This window comes from Blastopirellula sediminis (assembly GCF_020966755.1).
Classification (GTDB): domain Bacteria; phylum Planctomycetota; class Planctomycetia; order Pirellulales; family Pirellulaceae; genus Blastopirellula; species Blastopirellula sediminis.
Window position 1 is genome coordinate 695,381 of sequence record NZ_JAJKFT010000010.1, and the last position, 20,594, is coordinate 715,974.

Annotated in this window: 16 protein-coding genes; 10 read left to right on the plus strand and 6 right to left on the minus strand. The window is 60.5% G+C overall.

What is annotated here, in order from left to right; genetic code table 11:
• Positions 1-3: 3 nt before the first annotated feature.
• The 3 genes from LOC68_RS14400 to LOC68_RS14410 are packed head-to-tail and all read left to right on the plus strand — an operon-like array spanning position 4 to position 5,510.
• Positions 4-1,617, plus strand: a complete 1,614-nt coding sequence (locus LOC68_RS14400; protein WP_230219967.1) for a LamG domain-containing protein — start codon at positions 4-6, stop codon at positions 1,615-1,617.
• Between the two features lie 21 nt (positions 1,618-1,638).
• Positions 1,639-4,059, plus strand: a complete 2,421-nt coding sequence (locus LOC68_RS14405) for a PSD1 and planctomycete cytochrome C domain-containing protein (RefSeq protein ID WP_230219969.1) — start codon at positions 1,639-1,641, stop codon at positions 4,057-4,059.
• A gap of 5 nt (positions 4,060-4,064) precedes the next feature.
• On the plus strand, positions 4,065-5,510 hold the full coding sequence (locus tag LOC68_RS14410) for a DUF1501 domain-containing protein (protein ID WP_230219971.1): 1,446 nt from the start codon (positions 4,065-4,067) through the stop codon (positions 5,508-5,510).
• A gap of 174 nt (positions 5,511-5,684) precedes the next feature.
• Here the strand turns inward: LOC68_RS14410 and LOC68_RS14415 are convergent, their stop codons facing one another.
• Positions 5,685-7,517 carry a hypothetical protein gene (locus LOC68_RS14415; protein ID WP_230219973.1) on the minus strand — a complete coding sequence of 611 codons (1,833 nt, stop codon included), beginning with the start codon at positions 7,515-7,517 and terminating at the stop codon, positions 5,685-5,687.
• A 401-nt stretch (positions 7,518-7,918) separates the two neighbouring features.
• Between LOC68_RS14415 and LOC68_RS14420 the strand changes: the two genes are divergently transcribed.
• Together LOC68_RS14420 and LOC68_RS14425 are read left to right on the plus strand one after the other, a co-directional pair.
• Positions 7,919-9,376 (plus strand): aminotransferase-like domain-containing protein, encoded by a 1,458-nt coding sequence (locus LOC68_RS14420; protein WP_230219975.1) that lies wholly within the window; start codon positions 7,919-7,921, stop codon positions 9,374-9,376.
• Between the two features lie 21 nt (positions 9,377-9,397).
• Complete coding sequence (locus LOC68_RS14425; RefSeq protein WP_230219977.1) at positions 9,398-9,967, plus strand: DUF1802 family protein; 570 nt, start codon at positions 9,398-9,400, stop codon at positions 9,965-9,967.
• A 164-nt stretch (positions 9,968-10,131) separates the two neighbouring features.
• Here the strand turns inward: LOC68_RS14425 and LOC68_RS14430 are convergent, their stop codons facing one another.
• Complete coding sequence (locus tag LOC68_RS14430) at positions 10,132-11,232, minus strand: calcium/sodium antiporter (protein ID WP_230219979.1); 1,101 nt, start codon at positions 11,230-11,232, stop codon at positions 10,132-10,134.
• 467 nt (positions 11,233-11,699) lie between these two features.
• On the opposite strand from LOC68_RS14430, the gene LOC68_RS14435 reads away from it, so the two are divergent.
• The 5 genes from LOC68_RS14435 (at position 11,700) to LOC68_RS14455 (ending at position 16,045) form a co-directional block, all read left to right on the plus strand.
• On the plus strand, positions 11,700-12,692 hold the full coding sequence (locus LOC68_RS14435; protein ID WP_230219980.1) for a hypothetical protein: 993 nt from the start codon (positions 11,700-11,702) through the stop codon (positions 12,690-12,692).
• Positions 12,693-12,785: 93 nt separating this feature from the next.
• Positions 12,786-13,046, plus strand: coding sequence for a 50S ribosomal protein L27 (gene rpmA / locus LOC68_RS14440; RefSeq protein WP_230219982.1), 261 nt, complete (start codon positions 12,786-12,788; stop codon positions 13,044-13,046).
• A 91-nt stretch (positions 13,047-13,137) separates the two neighbouring features.
• Entirely contained in the window at positions 13,138-14,145 is a 1,008-nt protein-coding gene (gene obgE / locus LOC68_RS14445) for a GTPase ObgE (RefSeq protein ID WP_255670834.1), read from the plus strand.
• Positions 14,142-14,924, plus strand: a complete 783-nt coding sequence (locus LOC68_RS14450) for a type III pantothenate kinase (protein ID WP_230219984.1) — start codon at positions 14,142-14,144, stop codon at positions 14,922-14,924. Before obgE ends, LOC68_RS14450 begins: the two co-directional genes overlap by 4 nt.
• Positions 14,921-16,045, plus strand: coding sequence for a GTPase (locus LOC68_RS14455; RefSeq protein ID WP_230219986.1), 1,125 nt, complete (start codon positions 14,921-14,923; stop codon positions 16,043-16,045). The genes LOC68_RS14450 and LOC68_RS14455 overlap by 4 nt, the downstream gene beginning before the upstream one ends.
• On the opposite strand, the gene LOC68_RS14460 is transcribed toward LOC68_RS14455, so the two are convergent.
• From LOC68_RS14460 to LOC68_RS14475, 4 genes are read right to left on the minus strand one after another with little or no spacing between them, the layout of a single operon-like run.
• Positions 16,042-16,785, minus strand: coding sequence for a hypothetical protein (locus tag LOC68_RS14460; protein WP_230219988.1), 744 nt, complete (start codon positions 16,783-16,785; stop codon positions 16,042-16,044). The genes LOC68_RS14455 and LOC68_RS14460 overlap by 4 nt on opposite strands.
• Positions 16,786-16,791: 6 nt before the next feature.
• A complete protein-coding gene (locus LOC68_RS14465; RefSeq protein ID WP_230219989.1) occupies positions 16,792-17,655 on the minus strand; it encodes a hypothetical protein in 864 nt (287 codons plus the stop codon).
• A complete protein-coding gene (locus tag LOC68_RS14470; protein ID WP_230220004.1) occupies positions 17,652-18,470 on the minus strand; it encodes a hypothetical protein in 819 nt (272 codons plus the stop codon). The genes LOC68_RS14465 and LOC68_RS14470 overlap by 4 nt, the downstream gene beginning before the upstream one ends.
• Complete coding sequence (locus LOC68_RS14475) at positions 18,467-19,201, minus strand: hypothetical protein (protein WP_230220006.1); 735 nt, start codon at positions 19,199-19,201, stop codon at positions 18,467-18,469. Before LOC68_RS14475 ends, LOC68_RS14470 begins: the two co-directional genes overlap by 4 nt.
• Positions 19,202-20,594 lie beyond the last annotated feature (1,393 nt).

The following is a 20,594-nucleotide window of genomic DNA, read 5'->3' on the forward strand; positions in this document are numbered from 1 at the left end:
TTCATGCAACCGAATTCTCGCCAACTCGATAACGAAGCGCTCGCCGCCGCCGCACGTCTCGCCTCCGGCGACTTGTCGGCCGCCGAGTTCGCCGCGCTCGAGCAGCGTCTGCTGACCGACGATGCGTTTCGCCAGGCTTACGTCGAGCAGGTCGATCTCGACGGCGAAATCGAACGTCACCTCAGTTCGATCCCGGTCGATTGGCCCAGCCCGCCGCAAACGCCTCGTTACGTTTGGCTCGGAGCGCTCGCCCTCGCCGCTTCGTTGCTGCTCATCACCACGATGTTGGCGCTGGTCCTGCTCCGCGAAGATCGCGTGGCGAGCACAGCGCCGCAGCTCGAATATGTCGAAGCGCAGCTCCGCGGACTACGTGCCGTCGCCGTCGCGACGCAGCTCGAAGGCGAGCTGACAACGGCCGACGAATCGATCCAAGTTGGCGCCCGGGTGAAACCTGGTTCGCTGCGGATCGGCGCCGGCGCACTGCAAATCGAGTTTCTCTCCGGCGTCATCGTTCGCCTCAGCGGTCCCGCCGAAATGCATCTGCTGACCCCGGACAGCGCCACGCTGATTTACGGCAGCGCGGCGGCGGTCGTTCCTCCCGACGCCGGCGACTTTACGCTCAACGGTCCTGTTTCGGCGATCGCCGCCAGCGGCAGCGAATTCGCCTACTCCGCTCCTGATGCGCACGCGGCGACGATCGACGTCTACGAAGGGGAGGTGATGACCTCGCTCTTGGGAGAAAGCGGCGATACGCTGCTCAATGAACTGGTCAAAGCCGATCAGACCGCCCGCTTCGCCGACAAGTCGATCGAGGTAACCGCCGCTTCTTTCGCCCAATCGGATCGCGTGCGAGTTTTGCCGATCGACGAAATGTCGCTGAGCGTCACTGACGAATACGCCGCCGCGATTCTCGCCGATCGTCCGCTCGTCTATTGGCGTTTCGAGCCGCAGCAGCAACAAGGGGACCTGGTCCGGAACGTCGTATCGGATCGTTACGCCGGTTTGGTGCGCAGCGACGACGACTCGGTGAAGGTTGAGCGCGGCTCGCTCCACTTTGAGCCGAGCCCTCGCAGCCGCTATTTCAAATTGACCGAACCGCTGGCAGATTTGAACGCCGGCGATTTCACCCTCGAAATGTGGGTCCGTCCCAATCGAATGCACTGGGGGACGATCCTCGGCCTCTTGCCAGATGGACAAATGGCGGTAAACCGAGAACGCCACCTGGCGGTGCTCGAATACGCTAACCATACGAACCTGGTCCATCGCCCGGCGACGATGCGGTTTTTGTACCGCTATCCGTCGAACTCGTACGACGGCGGCATGAACGTCTTTAGCGCCGAGAGCTGCACGCCGGGGCTATGGCACCACCTGGTTGCGGTGAAGTCGGCAGAGGGGATCGCCCTCTATCTGAATGGAAAGTTGCGTCAGGTTTTCGATACCCTTACGATCAAAGATGAAGAACCCTACACCGCCGTGCTCGGTCAGCTCGATACCCTTCGTCCCAGTCGTCAATTCGACGGCCAACTCGACGAAGTGGCGATTTATCCTGCGGCGCTTTCGACGGCAGACGTCGAGCGTCACTACCAGATCATGACCGGCGCCTCTTCCCGCCAATAAGCTCCTTCCCGATCCATGCCCATGAACTCTCTTGCTCGAATCGCTTGCGTCACTTTTGCGGTGCTGATCGCATCGCCGGCGCTGGCCCAGAAAAAGCTCGACTACAACCGGGACGTGCGGCCGATTCTCTCCGAGAATTGCTTCTACTGCCACGGTCCCGATTCGAAGCATCGCCAGGCCGATCTCCGCCTGGATGACGAAGCCTCCGCCAAAGAGTACGCGATCGTCCCCGGCGATCTCGACGGCAGCGACTTCTACCAGCGGATCATCAGCACCGACGCCGACATGCAGATGCCCCCGCACGAGTCAGGCAAAAAGCTGAAGGCCGAAGAAGTCGCCCTGCTCAAACGCTGGATCGAAGAAGGCGCCGAGTTCGCGCCTTATTGGGCCTATGTCCAACCGCAGCGGCACGAAGCCCCGAACGTCGATAACGTCGCCTGGTCGCATACCGAGATCGATCGCTTGCTCCTCAACAAGATGCAAAGCGTCGGGCTCACTCCCGCCCCGGCGGCCGACAAAGTGACCCTCCTTCGCCGCGTCACCTTCGACCTGACCGGCTTGCCCCCGACTCCGCAGGAAGTGGCCGACTTCGTCGCCGACCAGTCCCCCGAAGCGTTTGAGAAAGTGGTCGATCGGCTTCTCGCTTCACAGCACTACGGCGAGCGGATGGCGATCTATTGGCTCGACCTCGTTCGCTACGCTGACACGGTCGGCTATCACGGCGACCAGGACCACAACATCTCGCCTTACCGCGACTACGTCCTCGACGCGTTCAACGACAACCTCCCGTTCGATCAGTTCACCCGCGATCAACTGGCCGGCGACTTGCTGCCGGAAAGTTCGATCGATCAGAAGATCGCCACCGGCTACAACCGCTTGCTGCAAACGACGCACGAAGGGGGGCTCCAGCAAAAGGAATACTTGGCGATCTACGCCGCCGACCGCGTCCGGAACGTTTCGCTCGTCTGGATGGGCGCCACCGTCGGCTGCGCGCAGTGCCACGATCACAAGTACGATCCCTACACGATCAAAGACTTCTACGCCCTCGGCGCCTTCTTCGCTGACGTCGATGAAGCGAAGCACTTTACGCAAGGGAGCAACGCCCTGCCGACCAAGCGTCCGCCGGAGATCAAGGTCAACACGCGCCGCGAACGGGCCGAACTCGCTCGCCTGGAAGCGGAACTCTCAGCGCTGCGTCAAACGCAAGCAGCCGAGCACAAAGAGACCGAGACGACCGAAGTTGCCGTGAAAGCGGACGAGAAACAACAAAAGGAAGCGGCGAAAGAACCACCGATGTCGCCGGCAGAAAAGAAGCTGGTCGACGCGATCAAACAGCTGAACGACGCCGCTCGGCTGACGATGGTGACCGAGTCGATCAAGCCACGGGAGATGCGCGTTTTGCCGCGCGGCAACTGGCTCGACGATAGCGGCGAGATCGTGACTCCGGCCATTCCGGAGTTCATGGGCCAAGTCGCCGCGGGCGGCGAACGGGCGACGCGCTTGGATCTGGCCAACTGGTTCGTCGACGTCGAAAACGGCGCCGGCGGACTGACCGCTCGCGTGATGGTCAATCGCCTCTGGTACTTGTTCTACGGCGTCGGTTTGTCGAAAAGCCTTGACGATTTCGGCGGCCAGGGAGAACCGCCGGTCCATCCCGAACTGCTCGACAACCTGGCGATCGACTTTGCGACCGACTGGGACGTCAAGCGGATCGTCAAAGAAATGGTGATGACCGCCGCCTATCAGCAGTCGTCGCAAACGACCGCCGAGGTTCGCAGCGCCGATCCGTACAACCGCTACTACAGCCATCAATCGCGACATCGTCTGCCGGCTGAAATGGTTCGCGACAACGCCCTGGCGATCAGCGGACTGTTGAATCTGCAATACGGCGGTCCGAGCATTCGCCCCTATCAGCCGGAAGGCTACTACCGTCACTTGAATTTCCCGCAGCGGAAGTACCACGCGAACGACAACGAACGGCAATGGCGCCGCGGCGTTTACATCCATTGGCAGCGTCAGTTTTTGCACCCGATGCTGAAGGCGTTCGACGCGCCGAGTCGCGAAGAATGCACCGCACAGCGTCCGCAATCGAACACGCCGACCGCGGCGTTGGTCCTGCTGAACGATCCAACCTTCGTCGAAGCGGCTCGCGCCTTCGCCGATCGCATTCTGACCGCAGGTCCGCAAGAAGACGCTCAGCGCATCAACTTCGCCTATCAGCTGGCGTTGTCGCGCGACGCGCAGCCGCTGGAGTTGGAAGTGCTGACCAAGGTGCTGGCCGACAATCGCGAAATCTACCAGGCCGATCCGAAAGCGGCGGCCAGTTTGTTGAACGTTGGAATCCAACCGCCTGACAAGAAGGCGAACGCCGCTGAACTTGCCGCGTGGACGCAGGTTGCCCGCGTGATTTTGAACCTGGACGAAACGATTACCCGGAACTAAGTCGCATGAACCTTTACAACCACGCCCAAGCCGCCGCCGTTTCGCGCCGCACGTTTCTTTCCAATGTCGGCTTCGGTCTCGGTACGACTGCACTCGCTTCGCTGATGGCCGGCGACTCGCTCGCCGCCGGCAGCGCGCCTGCCGCCGGCATCCCTGGTCAGCCGGGACTTCCCCACTTCCAGCCGCGGATCAAGCGGGTCATCTTCCTCTGCATGTCCGGCGGTCCGTCGCAGTTCGAGACGTTCGACAACAAGCCGGAACTGACTCGCCTGGATGGTCAAGCGATGCCGGAGTCGTACACCGCCGGCCAACCGATCGCGCAGCTGCAAGGGCAAGAGCTGAAATGCCTCGGCGCGATGACCAAGTTCAACAAGTATGGCGAAGGGGGCGTGGAGATCAGCGACTTTCTGCCGTACCACGCCAAGATGGCGGACGACATCTGCGTCGTTCGCTCGATGGTGACCGAGCAGATCAATCACGACCCGGCCCACACTTTCATGAATACCGGCACCGCGATCAGCGGTCGGCCGTCGATGGGCGCCTGGATCAACTACGGGCTCGGCAGCGAAACGAACGAACTCCCTGGCTTCGTCGTGCTCAGCAGCGTCGGCGGCCGCAACCCGCAGCCGATCGCGTCGCGACAATGGGGAACCGGCTTCTTGCCGAGCCGTTACCAAGGGGTCGAGTTCAGCTCCACCGGCGATCCGGTCAGCTACGTTCGCAACCCGCCCGGCGTCAACGTCGGCCAGCAGCGACAGATCGTCGACGCCGTCGGCCAGCTCAATCGCAACCGGCTCGATCAGTTGCAAGATCCTGAAATCGCCACCCGCATCTCCGCCTACGAAATGGCGTACCGAATGCAGATGTCGGTCCCCGAACTGACCGACATGTCGGACGAACCGCAAAGCGTCCTCGACATGTACGGCGCCAAGCCGGGCGACGGTTCGTTCGCGTCAAACTGTTTGCTCGCTCGCCGACTGGCCGAGCGCGGCGTCCGCTTCATTCACCTCTATCACCGCGGCTGGGATCACCACGGCGACCTGAAGAAGTTCATGGGGGTCTGCTGCGGACTGACCGATCAGCCGACCTACGCGCTGGTGCAAGACCTGAAGCAGCGCGGCATGCTTGAAGATACGCTGATCGTCTGGGGTGGCGAATTTGGCCGGACGCCGATGTTCCAAGGCAAAGGGGGCGTCGGCCGCGATCACCACATCAAAGGCTTCAGCATGTGGATGGCCGGCGGACCGATCAAAGGGGGAACCACCCACGGCGCCACCGATGACCTCGGCTACAACGCCGTCGAAAACGTCGTCCACGTCCGCGACCTCCACGCCACGATGCTTCACTTGCTCGGCATCGACCACCACCGCTTTAGCGTGAAGTTCCAGGGCCTCGACATGAAGCTAACCGGCGTCGAACCGGCCCGCGTGGTGAAAGAAGTGATCGCGTAGCGACCCAATAGTAGCCCGAAGCGCAAGCGAGGGAAATGCGGTCGCAAGCAAATGACTAATGACTAATCACTAATGTCTAATGAAAGATCGCGTCTTCCGAATTAGACATTAGTGATTAGTCATTAGTCATTTCCGAATCCATTTCCCTCGCTTGCGCTTCGGGCTACGATTCGGCTAAAAGCTTCCCACCGGGCTCAGCAAAAACTCCGGCGTCTCCGGCGTGGTCGCTTGCTCTTCGTCATCGCCCCGGTCGCGGTAGATGTGCAAGATCCGGGCGCGTCCCAGGTACTGGTAGCTCGGCTCGGGATACTTCGTCTTGCGAGGCGACTGGTCGATGGCGAATTCGTGGATCAGGACTCGGACTTTCGGCAGCCCGGAGAAGTGAACCTCTTCCAGCGGACGCTTGCCGCCGTCGATGTCGTATCGCTCGAACATCACTCGCAACACGCGCCGCACTGCGTAAAAGTCGACCCCGTCCTCGACGAAGATCAAGTCGACTCCCAGCCCTTGGCAGATCTCAAAGAAATGATGCCGCGCAGCGCGGGGCATCACGTCACGATAGAGCGGCGGAATCACGTCGAGCGAGTTGGCGTCGTCAGTCGACACCACATCGCGAGTAAGTCCCGGGAAGAACCAGAAGTGCGGAGCGAGCCAATAGCCGCTCCCGTCCCGTCCCTTGCGAGCCGCCGCGCGGCGGAAGATCAACTCGATCCCTTTCACCAGCACGCGGCGTTTTTGCACCTGATCGCGCCGCCGGATACGGGCCAACGTCTCTTCCGCTTTCAGATCGTCCAAGTGCAAGCAAATCACGTTGGAGTCGCTCGCCCCGGTCGTCGACTCGGCCACTTGCAGTCGAACGTCCAGCCGCTCCGGCGCCGTCGGCGAAAAGCGAACGCGCCAACCGTTCTTGCGCGCCACCTGACGCAGTTCGCGTCGCTGACGCGGCCGATCAACGCCGGCGAAGTGCAGCTGCAGCGGCGCCTTCCGCGAAGGATCGCTCACCCGGGCGAGGAAGTAGTGCGATTCCATCAGCAGCGTCGACGACAAAAACGCAAACGTCCCGTACCAGATCGCCAGCCGTCCCAGTCCGGTGCTGATCGGCGCCGACTCAAAATGGGACGGCAGCCCGATCACTTCGCCCCCCAAGGCGATCGCCACTGGAATCGCCGGAACGAGCGCGATCAACAAATCGGTGACCGTCAAAAAGACGTACATCGGCATCGCGCGGACGTCGCTGCCGTTCTTGCGCCACAAGCAATCAGGCCGCCAGGCCGGGGTAAACCAATTGGCGCCTAAGCTCAACATAAGCGTCACGCCCCAGATCACGGTCGCGATCCATGTCGGCGCGAGCAGCGTCAGCGCCAACACGCCTCCGGCGACCAGCGACGCAAACGCGATCGACAACCGAAACGACTCCCGCTCGGGCCGTTTGCCATAAACCAGCAGCGCGTCAAACAGCACAAAGCCCGGCGAGAACGCGGCGCCAAACACCATCACCAACAGCGCTCCCCAGACCACCGCCGTCGGCGCCAGGTAGGCGAGATAGCTGATCAGCGGAACGGTCTCGCGGAGCGTTACTCCGGTCAGAAAGCTGAAGAGGGTCGCAACCACCAGCGCCGCAGCCGCCAACAACGGCGCGAGCAAAAAGAGCCGCGGCAATCCGCGCGCGATCGGGGGCGAACGACGCAGGTCGAGTCCCCAGTCGTAGCGCACCGCCGCCGTCGTCCGGTTCCAGAGTCGTCGCATTTGTCGCGACAACGAGGAAGCCCACCGCACGCGGCGGCAGAAGTAGCGGGAAAAGACCAAGCGAAACGTCGTCGCCAATAAGATGGCGCAGGCGAGGTCTTTCAGTTCGGTTGATTCGGTCCGGCCGACCCATTCAATCAGCGCCAGGATCAAGACGACGGCTAGCAAGGTCGCCGTCTCGCGCACGTTCCACGCCGACGTCCGGTGGACGCCTGGGCGTTTTCGGAAGATCGCCGCCAGCAAGCCTTTGACCATCGTCATCCATTGGTTTGGAACAAGGCGGCGCGGCGGCGGCCTCGGTTACCGCGCAGCGGAACCAGGCTTGTCGCCCGTGCAGCAGCCTTCTCTCGGGCTCGGTCGGGTCGCCTTGTGAACGCGACACTCCAGCGACGGACTGAGCCTGCGCCGGTATCCGCCGCCTATCGATAATACCGTCCAATAAAGGACCGTGGCCAGACACATTAAGAAATAGCAACCTAAAACCACCAGGCTTATCGTCATCCAGAACATGATCAGGGCGTCTCCATGGGAAAGAATCTTGGGGGGCGGTATTACAAGTATTCGGCGTTTCGGCGAATGAGTACAGGCGCACAAAACGCGATTTGTTACCATGACAGATGAGGTTTTTACATCTGTCATGGTCCGTCTCGCGGGGAACTGTCATGCCTGACGACGTAGCGTCGCCAACTGCCGACCAGTTACGCCTTTACGACCAGGTCGCCGGTCACATCGCCCGGCTGGTCGAGCAAGGAACCTTGCGTCCCGGCGATCGCATTCCCTCGGTTCGCCGCATGAGCGGGCAAATGTCGGTCTCGCTATCGACCGTCACGCATGCGTATCGCTTGCTGGAAAGTCGGGGTTTGATAGAAGCACGACCCAAATCGGGCTACTTTGTTCGCGATACGGCGATCCGCGTTCCTCCTCCCCCCAAAGCGTCCCGCTCCAACATCCGCCCTTTGCGGGTGAACGTCTCTCAGCTCTCCCGCCGCTTACATGACGTGCTGGCTTCCCCCGAAGTGATCAAGCTGGGCGCCGTCGTTCCGGACGTCGAACTACTGCCGATGCAGCGGATCAACCGCTTGCTGATGCAAACCCTGCAGCGTTTTCCTGAAATGGGACATCGCTACGACATCCCGATGGGACACGCGCCGCTGCGTCACGAAATCGCTCGCCGGATGATCGACGCCGGCGCAGAGGTCGCCCCTGACGAAATCGTGACCACCACCGGGGCCAGCGAAGCGGTTTACCTGGCGCTGCACGCGGCGCTGCGGCCTGGCGATACAGTCGCCGTCGAGTCCCCCAGTTATTTCGGGATTCTAGAAAAGCTCGAAACGACCGGCATTCGCGCCATTGAAGTTGCCTGCGATCCGGAAGTCGGGGTCGACGTTGATGCGATCGAGCGGCTCGCCCAGGAAGGCCGCATCCAAGGCGCCGTCGTCGTCGCCAACTTCAACAACCCGCTCGGCTGCCGCATGCCTGACGACGCCAAACGGCGGCTGGTCGAAGTGATGTGCCAACATCAACTGCCGCTGATCGAAGACGACATCTTCGGCGAACTCCACTTCGATTCCGGCATGCGTCCCAAGGCGCTCAAAGCGTTCGACCGCGACGGGTTCGTCCTTTATTGCAGCTCATTCAGCAAAACGATTTCGCCCGGTTTGCGGGTCGGGTGGTGCGCCCCCGGCGTCTACCAGGACCGTTTCGTCCAGGCGAAAATCGCGATCAATCCGGCCGGGTCGATCGCGATGCAGGCCGCCGCGGCCAAATACCTGGAAACGGCCGGGTACGACCTCCATTTGCGGCGTCTGCGCCGGACCCTGCACGAGCGGACCCGCAAAGTCGCTAGCAGCGTCTACGAATATTTTCCGGAAGAAACTCGCGCCACCGCACCGCAGGGCGGTCAGGTATTATGGGTAGAACTTCCCCGCGGCTTTGATAGCGTCCAGCTATTCGAAGAAGCGGCGCAGCGCAACATCAGCGTCGCGCCCGGCGTGTTGTTCTCCCCCGGCGATCGCTTCCGCAACTTCGTCCGCCTGAACTGCGCCATCCAGTCAAGCGAACGGGTCGAACAAGCGATCATCGAACTGGGACGTTTGGCGAAACGACAACTGACGACTTAACCCTTACCGGAACGATCTCCGATGAACGCAACCACCATCCCCTACGCCATCAAAGAATGGGACGTCGTCTGCGAGGCGCTGCGCGCCGGTCGGCAGCATCTCTTGTTGCGCAAAGGTGGGATTCAGGAAGAGGGAGATCAGTTCCGCGCCGAACATGACGCGTTCTGGTTTTGGCCGACCCGTTTCCATCAATCGCCGGATCAGCTGAACGACGCAGGCCAACAGTTCCTCCAGCAGCTCGGCGAAAAACACTCCGGCGGCAATCGCTTCGCCGTCGATTTGCTCGCCCAGGTCGACCAGGTTCGCTACGTCACGCAGGAATCGAAGCTCGCCGAACTCGACGATTTTCATATCCTCTCCGCCGACACCGTTCGGATGCGCTATCACTATCGCGAGCCAAGCGTCTATCTCTTTCTGGTCCGCATTTACACTGCGCCGCACATCAAGGTTTACGTCGAAACGCCAGAGATCGCCGGCTGCAAAAGCTGGATCGACTTGCCCGAACCGCCGTCGGCCGAAGGAGTAAAGCCGGTCCTCACCGACGAACAATTCGCCGCGGTCAAAGAAAAGTTCGAAGCCCTCTTCACGTAGGGTCTGCTCTTCACTAGCCCGCAGCGCGAGCAAGGGAATGGATTCGGAAATGTCTAATGACTAATCACTAATGTCTAATTCGGAAGACACGATCTTTCATTAGACATTAGGGTTTAGACATTAGTCATTTGCTCGCGGCCGCATTCCCTCGCTTGCGCTGCGGGCTAGTGTTCGGCGCTCACCGATTCGGCCGGCTTTCTCAGCGCCCGATAGGTCGTCACCAGCAGCGTGATCACCGTCAGCGGAACCGCAAATCCCAGCATCATCACGCCCAGCGGATGCGACCAGCTTGAATTGACCGCGACCAGAACCAGATAGGTCGTGTAGGCGACGTAATAGAAGACGAACAAAATCCCTTCCCATCGCGCGATCGTGTAGCCGGTAAAGAAGATCGGTAGACACGCGACCGCCACCGCGATCATCACCGGGATATCAAACTTCAGCGCATCGGGCGAAACCGGAATGCCGCTTGGCGGCGCGAGGGCCGAGAGTCCCAGCACGCAGCAGATATTGAAGATGTTGCTGCCGACGATATTGCCGACGGCGATATCGCGCTCGCCTCGGATGCTGGCCATCACCGACGCCGCCGCTTCGGGCAATGATGTCCCCGCTGCGACGATCGTCAAACCGATCAACAGTTCGCTCATTCCAAACTGCTTCGCGATCGTGCTCGCCCCATCGACCAGCCACTGCGAACTGAAGGTCAGCGCAACCAACCCCGCCGCAATCAGCGCCAGTTGAATCGCTAGTCCGGCGAGCGTCAGCTTTTCCTGCGTACCGAACTCTTCGGCGAACTCATCCTGCACCGCTTTCTGTTCGCGGCGGCTTTGATAGATCAGCCAACCGAGATAGACGACCAGAATGCCGAACAAGATCCCGCCGTCGAGCTGGCTGATTTCGCCATCCAGCCCCATCAGTAGCACCAAGAAGGAAAGGGCCACCATCAACGGCACGTCAATCCGCACCAATTGGCTGGAGACGACCAGCGGCGCGACCACCGCCGACATGCCGAGAATCGCCAGCACGTTAAAGATGTTACTGCCGACGACGTTCCCGATGCCGATGTCCGTGTTTCCCTTCAAACTCGCGCTCAGCGAAACGGCAAGCTCCGGGGCGCTCGTCCCAAACGCCACCACCGTCAGCCCGACCACCAGCGGAGAAATCCCGGCGAGCGCCGCGAGCTTCGCGGCTCCCCGAACCAGCAATTCCCCTCCAACCACGAGTCCGACCAGCCCCACAATCATCCAGACGATTGGCCATAACATGGCGCAGCAGCTTTCAGCAAAAGGAAACGGCAACCGTCCGTCAGTCTGGCGACGCCGCCAAAAATCAGCAAGCCGCCTGGGAAGAGGATTCGCCGCCTGGGACCGTTTCTTGGGAGCATGTCGGCGCCGCGCCAGAAACGCAAAACACTAGCCCTCAGTGCCAGCGACACCGCAGGGACGTTCCAAGTTTGAACTCGCTGCGCGTATGCCAATGACGCCAACCGGAAGGTCCTGCTCATGGTGCTTCAGCGACTTTGGCGGCGATTTTTCGTCAGGCCAAGGCCTGACCTACCCCCCGACTGGCCTGCCAGCTTGGTCCAGATACGCCATTTCCAGCTGAATTATCGAGAAACTTGACCCTTGGCAATTTAGGCAAGTATACTTGAAGGCTTGGGTTGCGCTATTTTTGCGCCCCAGCTCGTCCGCTACTAATCGATATCGCTTCCGTCTCGCCTGGAATTACCAGCATGTTGCGTCGTACCAAGACCGTTGCGCTGCTTTTGTTCGCTCTCTGCGCCGCACCGCTAGCAATGGCTCAGCAGCCTGGTTCTCGCACGATGGAGGTCAATACGGCGTCGCAACCGGCGCCCGCCGCAGCGGATAATCCGCACAATCCGCCTCGCCGGGTCTTTGCGGAAGGGGTGCTGACGACGATCCCGACCGACCTGCGGGCCGAAGAGACCTTCACCGGTCCGGAACCGATCCTCGAAATCATCCAAGGCGCCCAGGGACTCGATTGGGCCCCCAAAACGCTTCCCAGCACCCGCACGCTCAAGGCGATGGCCGAAAACGTCATCTATCGCCGAACGATCTGGGGTCTGGAGTTCGCCTTCAAGCCGATCCGCATGATCGAGGTCGACGTCCCGCAGCCGACCGGCAAAATGCAACGTAAGACCTTGTGGTACATGGTTTACCGCATTCGCAACATGGGGAACCCGCTCGAGTCGAAGGCGACCACCTTTGAAACCGGCGACACCGTCTACGAAGCGACCCAATTGAGCAGCTCGACCCAGCCGATCCGCTTCATCCCGCGGTTCATCCTCGAATCGAGCGACCAGAAGAAAGAGTATCTGGACCGCCTGGTTCCGGTGGCGATGGCCCCAATCGCAGCTCGCGAAATGGGTGGAACTACTTTGTACGACTCGGTTTCGGTAAACCGCTTTGACGTTCCCGTCTCGTCCGAAGAGGTCGACAACGCAATCTGGGGCGTGGCGATCTGGGAAGATATCGACCCCGATACCGACTATTTCTCGATCTACGTCCAGGGGCTGACCAACGCCTATAAATGGACTGACGACGCCGAAAAGGTCGTTCCGGACAACATCGGCGGCCAGCGAGCCTTCACGCTGAAGACGCTGAAGCTCAATTTTTGGCGTCCCGGCGACCGCTACAACGAACACGAAGACGAGATCCGCTTCGGTGCTCCTGGGCAGGTTGACTACGAGTGGGTTTACCGCTAAAAAGAGAGTTTCGACGCGCCCCTTGTGCGTCGTCAGGTAGATCGCACATTCTCGCCTTCCGGCGGAAATCCCATATACCAGGAGTTAGGTGACATGGCCCATAAGAAAGGTCAAGGTTCGAGCCGCAACGGTCGTGACTCGAATCCGCAGTATCGCGGCGTCAAGAAGTTTGGCGGCGAAGTCGTTCGTGCCGGCAACATTCTGGTTCGCCAGGTTGGCACCAAGTTCCGCCCGGGCAAGAACGTCGGTTGCGGCAAGGACTACACCCTGTTCGCCCTGTGCGACGGCTCGGTCCTGTTCGATCAAGAAGGTCGTCGCGTCAATATCGTGCCGGCCGCTGTCGAAGCCAATTAAGCTTCGAGCGCATCGATTCGCGCTCGAGTATCCGTAAAATGCCAGGGATGATCCAATTCGGGTCATCCCTGTTTTCGTTCGTAGGCTGACGATGTTTGTTGATCGCGTACAAATCGAAATTGAAGGGGGCGCCGGCGGCGACGGCTGCATGAGCTTCCGCCGCGAAAAGTACGTCCCCAACGGCGGTCCCGACGGCGGCGACGGCGGCAGCGGTTCGAATATCATCCTGCTCGCCGAAGAAGGGGTCGACAGCCTCACGGCCCTCGCCCACGTCAAGCATTGGCGCGGCGATCGCGGCTCCAACGGCGGCCCGGCCAACCGGACCGGCAAGTCGGCGCAAGACATCATCATCAAAGTGCCGATCGGCACCGTGGTGATCGAAGCGGACGCCGGCTTTGTGATGAAGGACCTGAACGTCGCCGGCGAACAGATGATCGCCGCCCGCGGCGGCGCCGGCGGCCGCGGCAACCTCAGCTTCAAGAACTCGACCAACCGCGCGCCGCGTCAATCGACTCCCGGCGGCAAAGGGGAAAAGCGGCGGCTGATCCTCGAGTTGAAGTCGATTGCCGACGTCGGTTTGATCGGCAAACCGAACGCCGGCAAGAGCACCCTCTTGTCGCGACTCTCCCGCGCTCGCCCGGAGATTGCCGACTATCCGTTCACGACGAAGTTCCCGAACCTCGGCATGGTGCAGATCGACTACGACAAGACCTTCATCCTGGCCGACATCCCCGGTTTGATCGAAGGCGCCTCGGAAGGCGTTGGACTCGGGCACGAGTTCCTCCGTCACGTCGAACGAGCCGGCATCTTGATTCACCTGGTCGAACCGGCGCCGGTCGACGGCACCGACCCGATCGAAAACTACAAAGCGATTCGCCACGAACTGACGCAATACGACGCCGACCTCGCGGCTCGTCCCGAGATCTTGTGCGTCACCAAGGCCGAACTTCCCGAAGGGAAAGAGGTGCGCGATCAGCTGGCCGAACTGACCGGCGGCGAAGTGCTGCTAATCTCGGCCGTCACCGGCGAAAACCTGAACGTGCTGCTGCGTCGTGCCGGCGAAGAACTCGACCGCGCTCGCAGGCAGGCCCAATCATGAGCGGCGTTTGGGGAACGGTCGATGTCGGCAACACGTCGATCCACATCGGCCTGTTCGCAGCCGCCGACTCGCGCCCCTTGCCGGCTCCGACCGTCACGTTCAGCGCCGCCTCGCACGAGCCGGACTTCACTTCGCTCGAAGCGCTGCTCCCCAGCGACTCAGTCGCATGGCATGTCGTCAGCGTCAATCGCCCCGGCCAAGCCGCGTTCGAAGCGTGGCTGAAAGCCAACCGCCCCGGCGACTCGTGCCGCATCCTGGCGCACACCGATTTGCCGCTGCAAATCTCGGTCGCTGCGCCACAGAAAGTCGGCATGGACCGCTTGGCCGCCGCGGTCGGCGCCAATGCGATTCGCGACCCGCGTCGCCCGGCGATCATCATTGACGCCGGCAGCGCGATCACGGTCGACATGGTCGCCGCGAGCGGCAGCTTCCTCGGCGGCGCGATTGTCCCAGGGATGAGGATGGCGGCGCGAGCGCTTGCCGGACAAACCGATTTGCTGCCGGAAATCACGGTCGACGTCGGCGAAGTTCCAACCGCGATCGGAACCGACACCCTCGCCGCGATGCGGAGCGGACTCTACTACAGTGCAGTCGGCGGTGTCCGCGAGTTGATCGCTCGCTTCACCGCAGAGCTGATTGGCCCGTCGCCGCAGGTGATCTTCGCCGGCGGGGACGCGGCGAAACTTGCGCCGCAAATGCGAATCGAATGCGTAACGATCGATCACCTGGTCCTCGGCGGCGTGGCGATCGCCGCGCGTGCTGCGAAAGGTTCGCGATGAGCGAAACGATCGCCGCGCTCATCACGCCCGGCGGACGAAGCGCGATCGCCACGATCGTCGTCGCAGGCCCCAAAGCCGGCAGCGCCGTCGATCGACACTTCTTCCCACTCGGCAAGAAACAAGCCAGCACATGTCAAATTGGCGACATCCTGGTCGGACACTGGCGCGATAGCGCCGAGGATGCCGGCGAAGAGCTGGTCGTCAGCCGCACCGCCGCAGATCGAATCGAAGTTCACTGCCACGGCGGCATCGCCGCGTTCCGCCGGATCCTGAATCACCTGGTCGCCGCCGGCTGTCGTGAGATCGCCTGGAGCGACTACGCCCACCAGAGCGAATCGTCACCAATCGCCGCCGCCGCACGAATCGCCCTGGCCGATGCGCGAACGTCACGCACCGCCGGCTACTTGCTCGATCAGTACAACGGAGCGCTCGAAGCCGAACTGACGGCGATTCTTGGCCTACTAGATGCGCAGCAAACGAGCGACGCACAGTTGCGATTGCAGTCGCTGCTGGCCACCGCCAACTTCGGCATGCACCTGACGAAGCCGTGGAAGGTGGTGATCGCCGGTCGTCCGAACGTCGGCAAAAGCAGTCTGATCAACGCGCTGGTCGGCTATGAACGGGCGATCGTCTTCGATCAGCCGGGCACGACTCGCGACGCCGTAACCGCTGCGGCGGCGTTCGACGGTTGGCCGGTCGAACTGGCCGATACCGCAGGCCTCCGCGAAAGCGACGACGCAATCGAGCGAGAAGGAGTCGCCCGGGCTCGCAAGCTGCAAAGCGCCGCCGATCTGATCCTGCTGGCCCTCGACCAATCGGCGCCCTGGACCGACGAAGACCAGCAGCTCCTCGCCGCCTATCCCAATGCGATCGTGATCCACAACAAATCGGACCTGCCGGCCGACGAGAGCAGCCAACGTCCGGCCGGTCTAAAAGTCTCGGCCCAGCGCGGCGACGGCATCGAGCAGCTGAACACGATGATCGGGCACACCCTCGTTCCCACGCCGCCGCTGCACGGCACGCCGCTGCTGTTCACTGGGGAACAAGTCGCCGCCGTTCAGCAAGCGGCCGCGCAGCGGCCCGACGCCGCCATCCAGACGCTGCGAACGCTGCTCGCTTAGCGGTCCTTCAAGTACTGATCGATCGGCAACGCGTACTTCGACAATAAGAGATCCGAAATCGGCTTGCTGAAAGTGACCCGCTCACGTTCGTCGCCGCCAGTGAAGATCAGGTAGAACGTCGCCCGGCCGGCCAACATGTCGATCCGACTCACTTCGCAGGTGACGCTGACCTTCACTCGCTCGTCGAAGCGGGTGAGAAACCCGTTGTACTGCTTTTCGAAGCCATACTGCGAGGGAAACTCCTCGATGTTGACGACCAGCAATTCCGCAAAGGCGCTGAGGGCCGGCTCGGAGATCTTTCGCTCCGCCTGGGGAACTCCCAAGCCGCGGCCTTGGGTCACATTGTCCGTACTGAAAATCGAAAAAACCCGGTCGTTGGCCACGTCAATCAGGACGCAGGATTCGGCCGTCATGACGCCGACGAATTGACCAAGGCCGCGAAGCTGATAGCCAGCCAGGACGCAATCGGGACGATCGGGACAAGGAACCACGACCAACTCGGCGATCGCCTCCGGCTGAATCGTCTTCAACTTGGAAAGGGGTGCGTATCTATGCGTTTCAGCGAATATCTCGATTTTGGCGCCGTCCGCCGACACAACTTGCGAGTGCCGCGAATACTCGGGCGGAACCGGTGATCCGAGCCGCGCGATGATTTCGTAGTACTGACGCGGCGTTGAAATCGAATCGCGTACATCGGCGGCGAAGGCGACGCTACATAGGGTCAAAGCGATTGCGTGCATGTCAGGCTACTCGCTTATGGATATCGGCTGAGCCGTTTCGGCAACCGGCGGCTTGGCGAAATAATCAGCCGCCGATTGAGCGATCGTCGTCGAAAGCAGCTTTTGCATTTCGATCGATCCGCTGTAACTCACTTTGCGATCGTCGGCGGAAAGCTCAAAGGCGGCCGCCATACCGATCACGCGGTCCCAATCGGACGCTTTGGGCGGATACGCAGGCGGATTGCCCGCGGCCCCCAGGAAAGCGACTTTGACCGCCACTTCTAAAGGCGGCAGCTGAATGAATTGGCGTCGAAACGCTTTGTATTCGCCCAAGAAGGGAGCGACGCTCGACTGTTCTCCCATATGCTGAAGATAGTCGCTCCAGATCGCTCCGCACTGCAGTTGAACCACATCGACTTGCTCTTTGTTGAGGAACAGTCGCTGACTCGGATCATCCAGCGGCACGACGATATTGCGATCGGTATCGATCAAAACGCAAAAGCAGTGGCGCAGAAATCGCGTTTCCGTACCCGATGATCGATCAAAATAGGGATCATCCGACGTCGATTCATATCCTGCCAACAAAAAATTCGGCGTGCCGGGAACCGTGACGATTTTCAGTTGGTACTCGCCAAAAACGTAACCGCTGACATTTCCTTGCGATTGCACTTTTACCGGCGTCGGATTTTCCTTGGCGGGACGAGCGTTCTCGTCCCCTTCTCGGTTGCACGCATTTAGCGTAACGCCGTCCTCCGAGAATTCGATTTGCTCGAACTTGTCGATGGCGTAAGAGTTATTGATTACCTCGAACAACGCACGCGGAGTCGGAATCGTCTCCCGCGCACCCGCCCCCAGAGCGACCGTGCAGAGCACCAAAGCGATAGCGTTCATTCGACTTCCTTTCCTGCATTCTGCGGGGCGGTGAAATACTTAACGGCAGGTACCGCGACCGACGTATCGAGCAACTTGCTTACGTCAAACGAAGCGCTGTGGTTCGCTTCGCAGCCATCGGCGGAAAAGGTGATCGTCACGTAAACGCCGTTAAAGCGCTCCTCTGGTTTGTCCCGGCTGCGGGTAAACCGCGTCTGGGCGGTCGCTGTGATCGGGGGAGGCGAGACGAATTGCTTTTGAAAGTCCAGATACTTGTCGACGAAAGGCGCCGACTTCGGTTGCGACGCGATGCGCTGCAAATAGTTGTCCCAAATGACGTTCATGCCGGCGGAGAGCGCCTCATGGCGAGCTTCGTCCAGATACAACCGAGCTGCCGGCTCATCGAGCTTGATGACGACGTTCTGGTCGACGTCGAGTAAGACGCAGAAGGCCGTTTTAAGACTCTTCTCGGTGATGCCGGTCAACTCATATGGCTTTAGCGTCTCGCTATCAAATCGGACGTACCCTGCCAGGAACATGCTGGGACGACTGGGACAAGAAACGACCCACAATTGATACTTGTCGATCAACAGGGAATTGCGATAGAGGGCCATCGGCATTCCCTGGGGAATCGTCCCCCGCAGACCTGGTGACCCCAGATCGAGATTTCCACTCGTTTGCAACCAAGATCCATCGCCAACCAGATCGACGTGGTTGATCTGATCGATGTCGTAAGTGCGATCGATAAGCGCCGAAAGAGCCTTCACGTTGGGAATCGTATCCCGCGCATCGGCGCCCAGAGCGACCGTACATAGCACCAAAGCGATCGCGTTCACTCAACACCTTCCTTTCGTACCGCGGCGTTTTTCGACGCGAAGTATTCCGCGGCCGGCACGGCCAGCTCGCTCATCAGCAGGTCACTAAATTTGAAATTGACGGCCTTCTTCAAGCGACGATCTCCGCCGGTAACTTGCAAATGACTGTAGAACGTCATGTCATTCATATTGAAGTTGTCGAGGAGACACTCAATCGTGATGGGAGGCGGATTGATGAACGTTCGCTTTAGATCTGCCCGCATGAACGACTTGTCGTGCTTCTCCGGATTGGCGGCGATCCGATCGCAATACTGTTGTCCCAGCCGCTCCAGTGCGCGGGCGACGTCCTCGGCCTCTTGCGCAGGAATCATCGTGTTGAGGCGGTGATTGGTAATGATCGGTGAGATCAAGTTGCGATCGACGTCGATCAAGGCGGCGAAGCTCGTCAGACCTTCGTAGTGATTGATCTTCTGGTCGCCGGACGGTGGAACGACATGCCCGGCCAGGATCAGATTCGGATGCCCAGGGCAGGGGACGATCACCAGATGCGACGTGATCTTTTGCGTTTGATTCTGGTCGAAGTGAAGCGTCGACTCCATGACCGCGCCCGCTTCGAGGAACTTCCAGGTCACTTCGCTGGTTTGCTTCGCCTCGCGCGTCAGCAAATCGGACAGCGCCTGGGGCGTCGAAATCGACTCACGCACATCGGCGCCGGCAATCGTAACGCACATCAAAAGAACGGCAGCATGCATAACATCGCCTTATCAAATGAAGAGTCCAACGGTTCGCGCACCGCCCAATGTAAGCCCCACGCCAGAGCACGTCCAGCAAACAAAAGGGGAGGGAATTCGCCGAGAAAATCGTGACAGGCGGGCGTGTGCCGCTAGCGGCGATTCGCTTGCGCCCAGGCGAGAATCGCGCGTGTGAAAACCGAGAAAACGCCTTTCCTAGCAACTTCGAAGCGAGGTCGTTGGGAAAAAGTCGCCTTGCCAAAGTGGTTCGATTTTTAGTATAAATATGTTCAGGCGTGCCGATTGTCGCAGCAACCGGCGCTCCCAATCTTGCCGGCGCGCGGAGACGCGTCGTGATCTCAATCCGACTGACGTTTTGCTGTCAGGAATCAGCCGAAAGTCAGCGCGTCTTACGTTTCGACAACCGCTTCCATGCTGCGCGAAACTGAGGCGATCTTCCGCTGCGACGGCGAACCTTGATCACTCGCCGTGGCGGCAAAAATGAAACCAGGTTTGGTCCAGTCCCTTTCCACCAGCGAAGGGCCCGGCCAGACAAACGCCCAAAATACGCATCACGTTCTTGTGGTTGCAGTCACCAAAGAACCAGCGCGGCGACGTGCGAGGAATAGCCTCGATTACGTCACCACGCGAGGCCGATCGGTCGTTCTTGATTCGATGCGCGCAAACGGGCCTGGCGATCCTCGCGCGACGCAAAAAAAGTTGAGTGGTCCAGTCCACTCCGCTCCAACACTAACCCGTGGCGCAAGCCGAGGGAATGCGGCCAATCACCCAGCAAAGGTCCGAAGAAAAAAAACGAGCGCTGCGGTCCAGTCCACTCCGCTCCGACACTAACCCGAGGCGCTAGCCGAGGGAATGCGGCCAACCACCCAGCGAAGGTCCGAAGAAAAAACGAACGCCGCAGTCCACTCCACTCCGCTCCAACACTAACCCGTGGCGCAAGCCGAGGGAATGCGGCCAATCACCCAGCAAAGGTCCGAAGAAAAAAACGAGCGCATGCGGTCCAGTCCACTCCGCTCCAACACTAACCCGAGGCGCAAGCCGAGGGAATGCGGCCAACCACCCACCAAAGGTCCGAAGAAAAAACGAACGCCGCAGTCCACTCCACTCCGCTCCAACACTAACCCGAGGCGCAAGCCGAGGGAATGCGGCCAACCACCCAGCAATGGTCCGAAGAAAAAAACAAGCGCTGCGGTCCAGTCTTTCGAGACCGAATGGCGATTCCTTACCTTGGCGGCGGCTTGCGGACGCATTCCCTCGGCTTGCGCCTCGGGTTAGTGCGTTGGCTGGTTGGAGATTCCTGGTCCGCACAGCGGACCCTACGTAGACTTCGCTTTCGAAAAAAAGAATAGACGCTTGCGCGTCTATTCCTTTTGGCGACGAGGAGGGAGTATTC

Bases quoted from the DNA above. Each gene is read 5' to 3' on its own strand.
- LOC68_RS14475 (WP_230220006.1), bottom strand. From the start codon at position 19,201: ATGCATGCTGCCGTTCTTTTGATGTGCGTTACGATTGCCGGCGCCGAT.
- LOC68_RS14425 (WP_230219977.1), top strand. From the start codon at position 9,398: ATGAACGCAACCACCATCCCCTACGCCATCAAAGAATGGGACGTCGTC.
- LOC68_RS14415 (WP_230219973.1), bottom strand. From the start codon at position 7,517: ATGACGATGGTCAAAGGCTTGCTGGCGGCGATCTTCCGAAAACGCCCA.
- LOC68_RS14420 (WP_230219975.1), top strand. From the start codon at position 7,919: ATGCCTGACGACGTAGCGTCGCCAACTGCCGACCAGTTACGCCTTTAC.
- LOC68_RS14455 (WP_230219986.1), top strand. From the start codon at position 14,921: ATGAGCGAAACGATCGCCGCGCTCATCACGCCCGGCGGACGAAGCGCG.
- LOC68_RS14465 (WP_230219989.1), bottom strand. From the start codon at position 17,655: ATGAACGCTATCGCTTTGGTGCTCTGCACGGTCGCTCTGGGGGCGGGT.
- LOC68_RS14460 (WP_230219988.1), bottom strand. From the start codon at position 16,785: ATGCACGCAATCGCTTTGACCCTATGTAGCGTCGCCTTCGCCGCCGAT.
- LOC68_RS14435 (WP_230219980.1), top strand. From the start codon at position 11,700: ATGTTGCGTCGTACCAAGACCGTTGCGCTGCTTTTGTTCGCTCTCTGC.
- LOC68_RS14405 (WP_230219969.1), top strand. From the start codon at position 1,639: ATGAACTCTCTTGCTCGAATCGCTTGCGTCACTTTTGCGGTGCTGATC.
- LOC68_RS14450 (WP_230219984.1), top strand. From the start codon at position 14,142: ATGAGCGGCGTTTGGGGAACGGTCGATGTCGGCAACACGTCGATCCAC.
- obgE (WP_255670834.1), top strand. From the start codon at position 13,138: ATGTTTGTTGATCGCGTACAAATCGAAATTGAAGGGGGCGCCGGCGGC.
- LOC68_RS14430 (WP_230219979.1), bottom strand. From the start codon at position 11,232: ATGTTATGGCCAATCGTCTGGATGATTGTGGGGCTGGTCGGACTCGTG.
- LOC68_RS14410 (WP_230219971.1), top strand. From the start codon at position 4,065: ATGAACCTTTACAACCACGCCCAAGCCGCCGCCGTTTCGCGCCGCACG.
- LOC68_RS14400 (WP_230219967.1), top strand. From the start codon at position 4: ATGCAACCGAATTCTCGCCAACTCGATAACGAAGCGCTCGCCGCCGCC.
- rpmA (WP_230219982.1), top strand. From the start codon at position 12,786: ATGGCCCATAAGAAAGGTCAAGGTTCGAGCCGCAACGGTCGTGACTCG.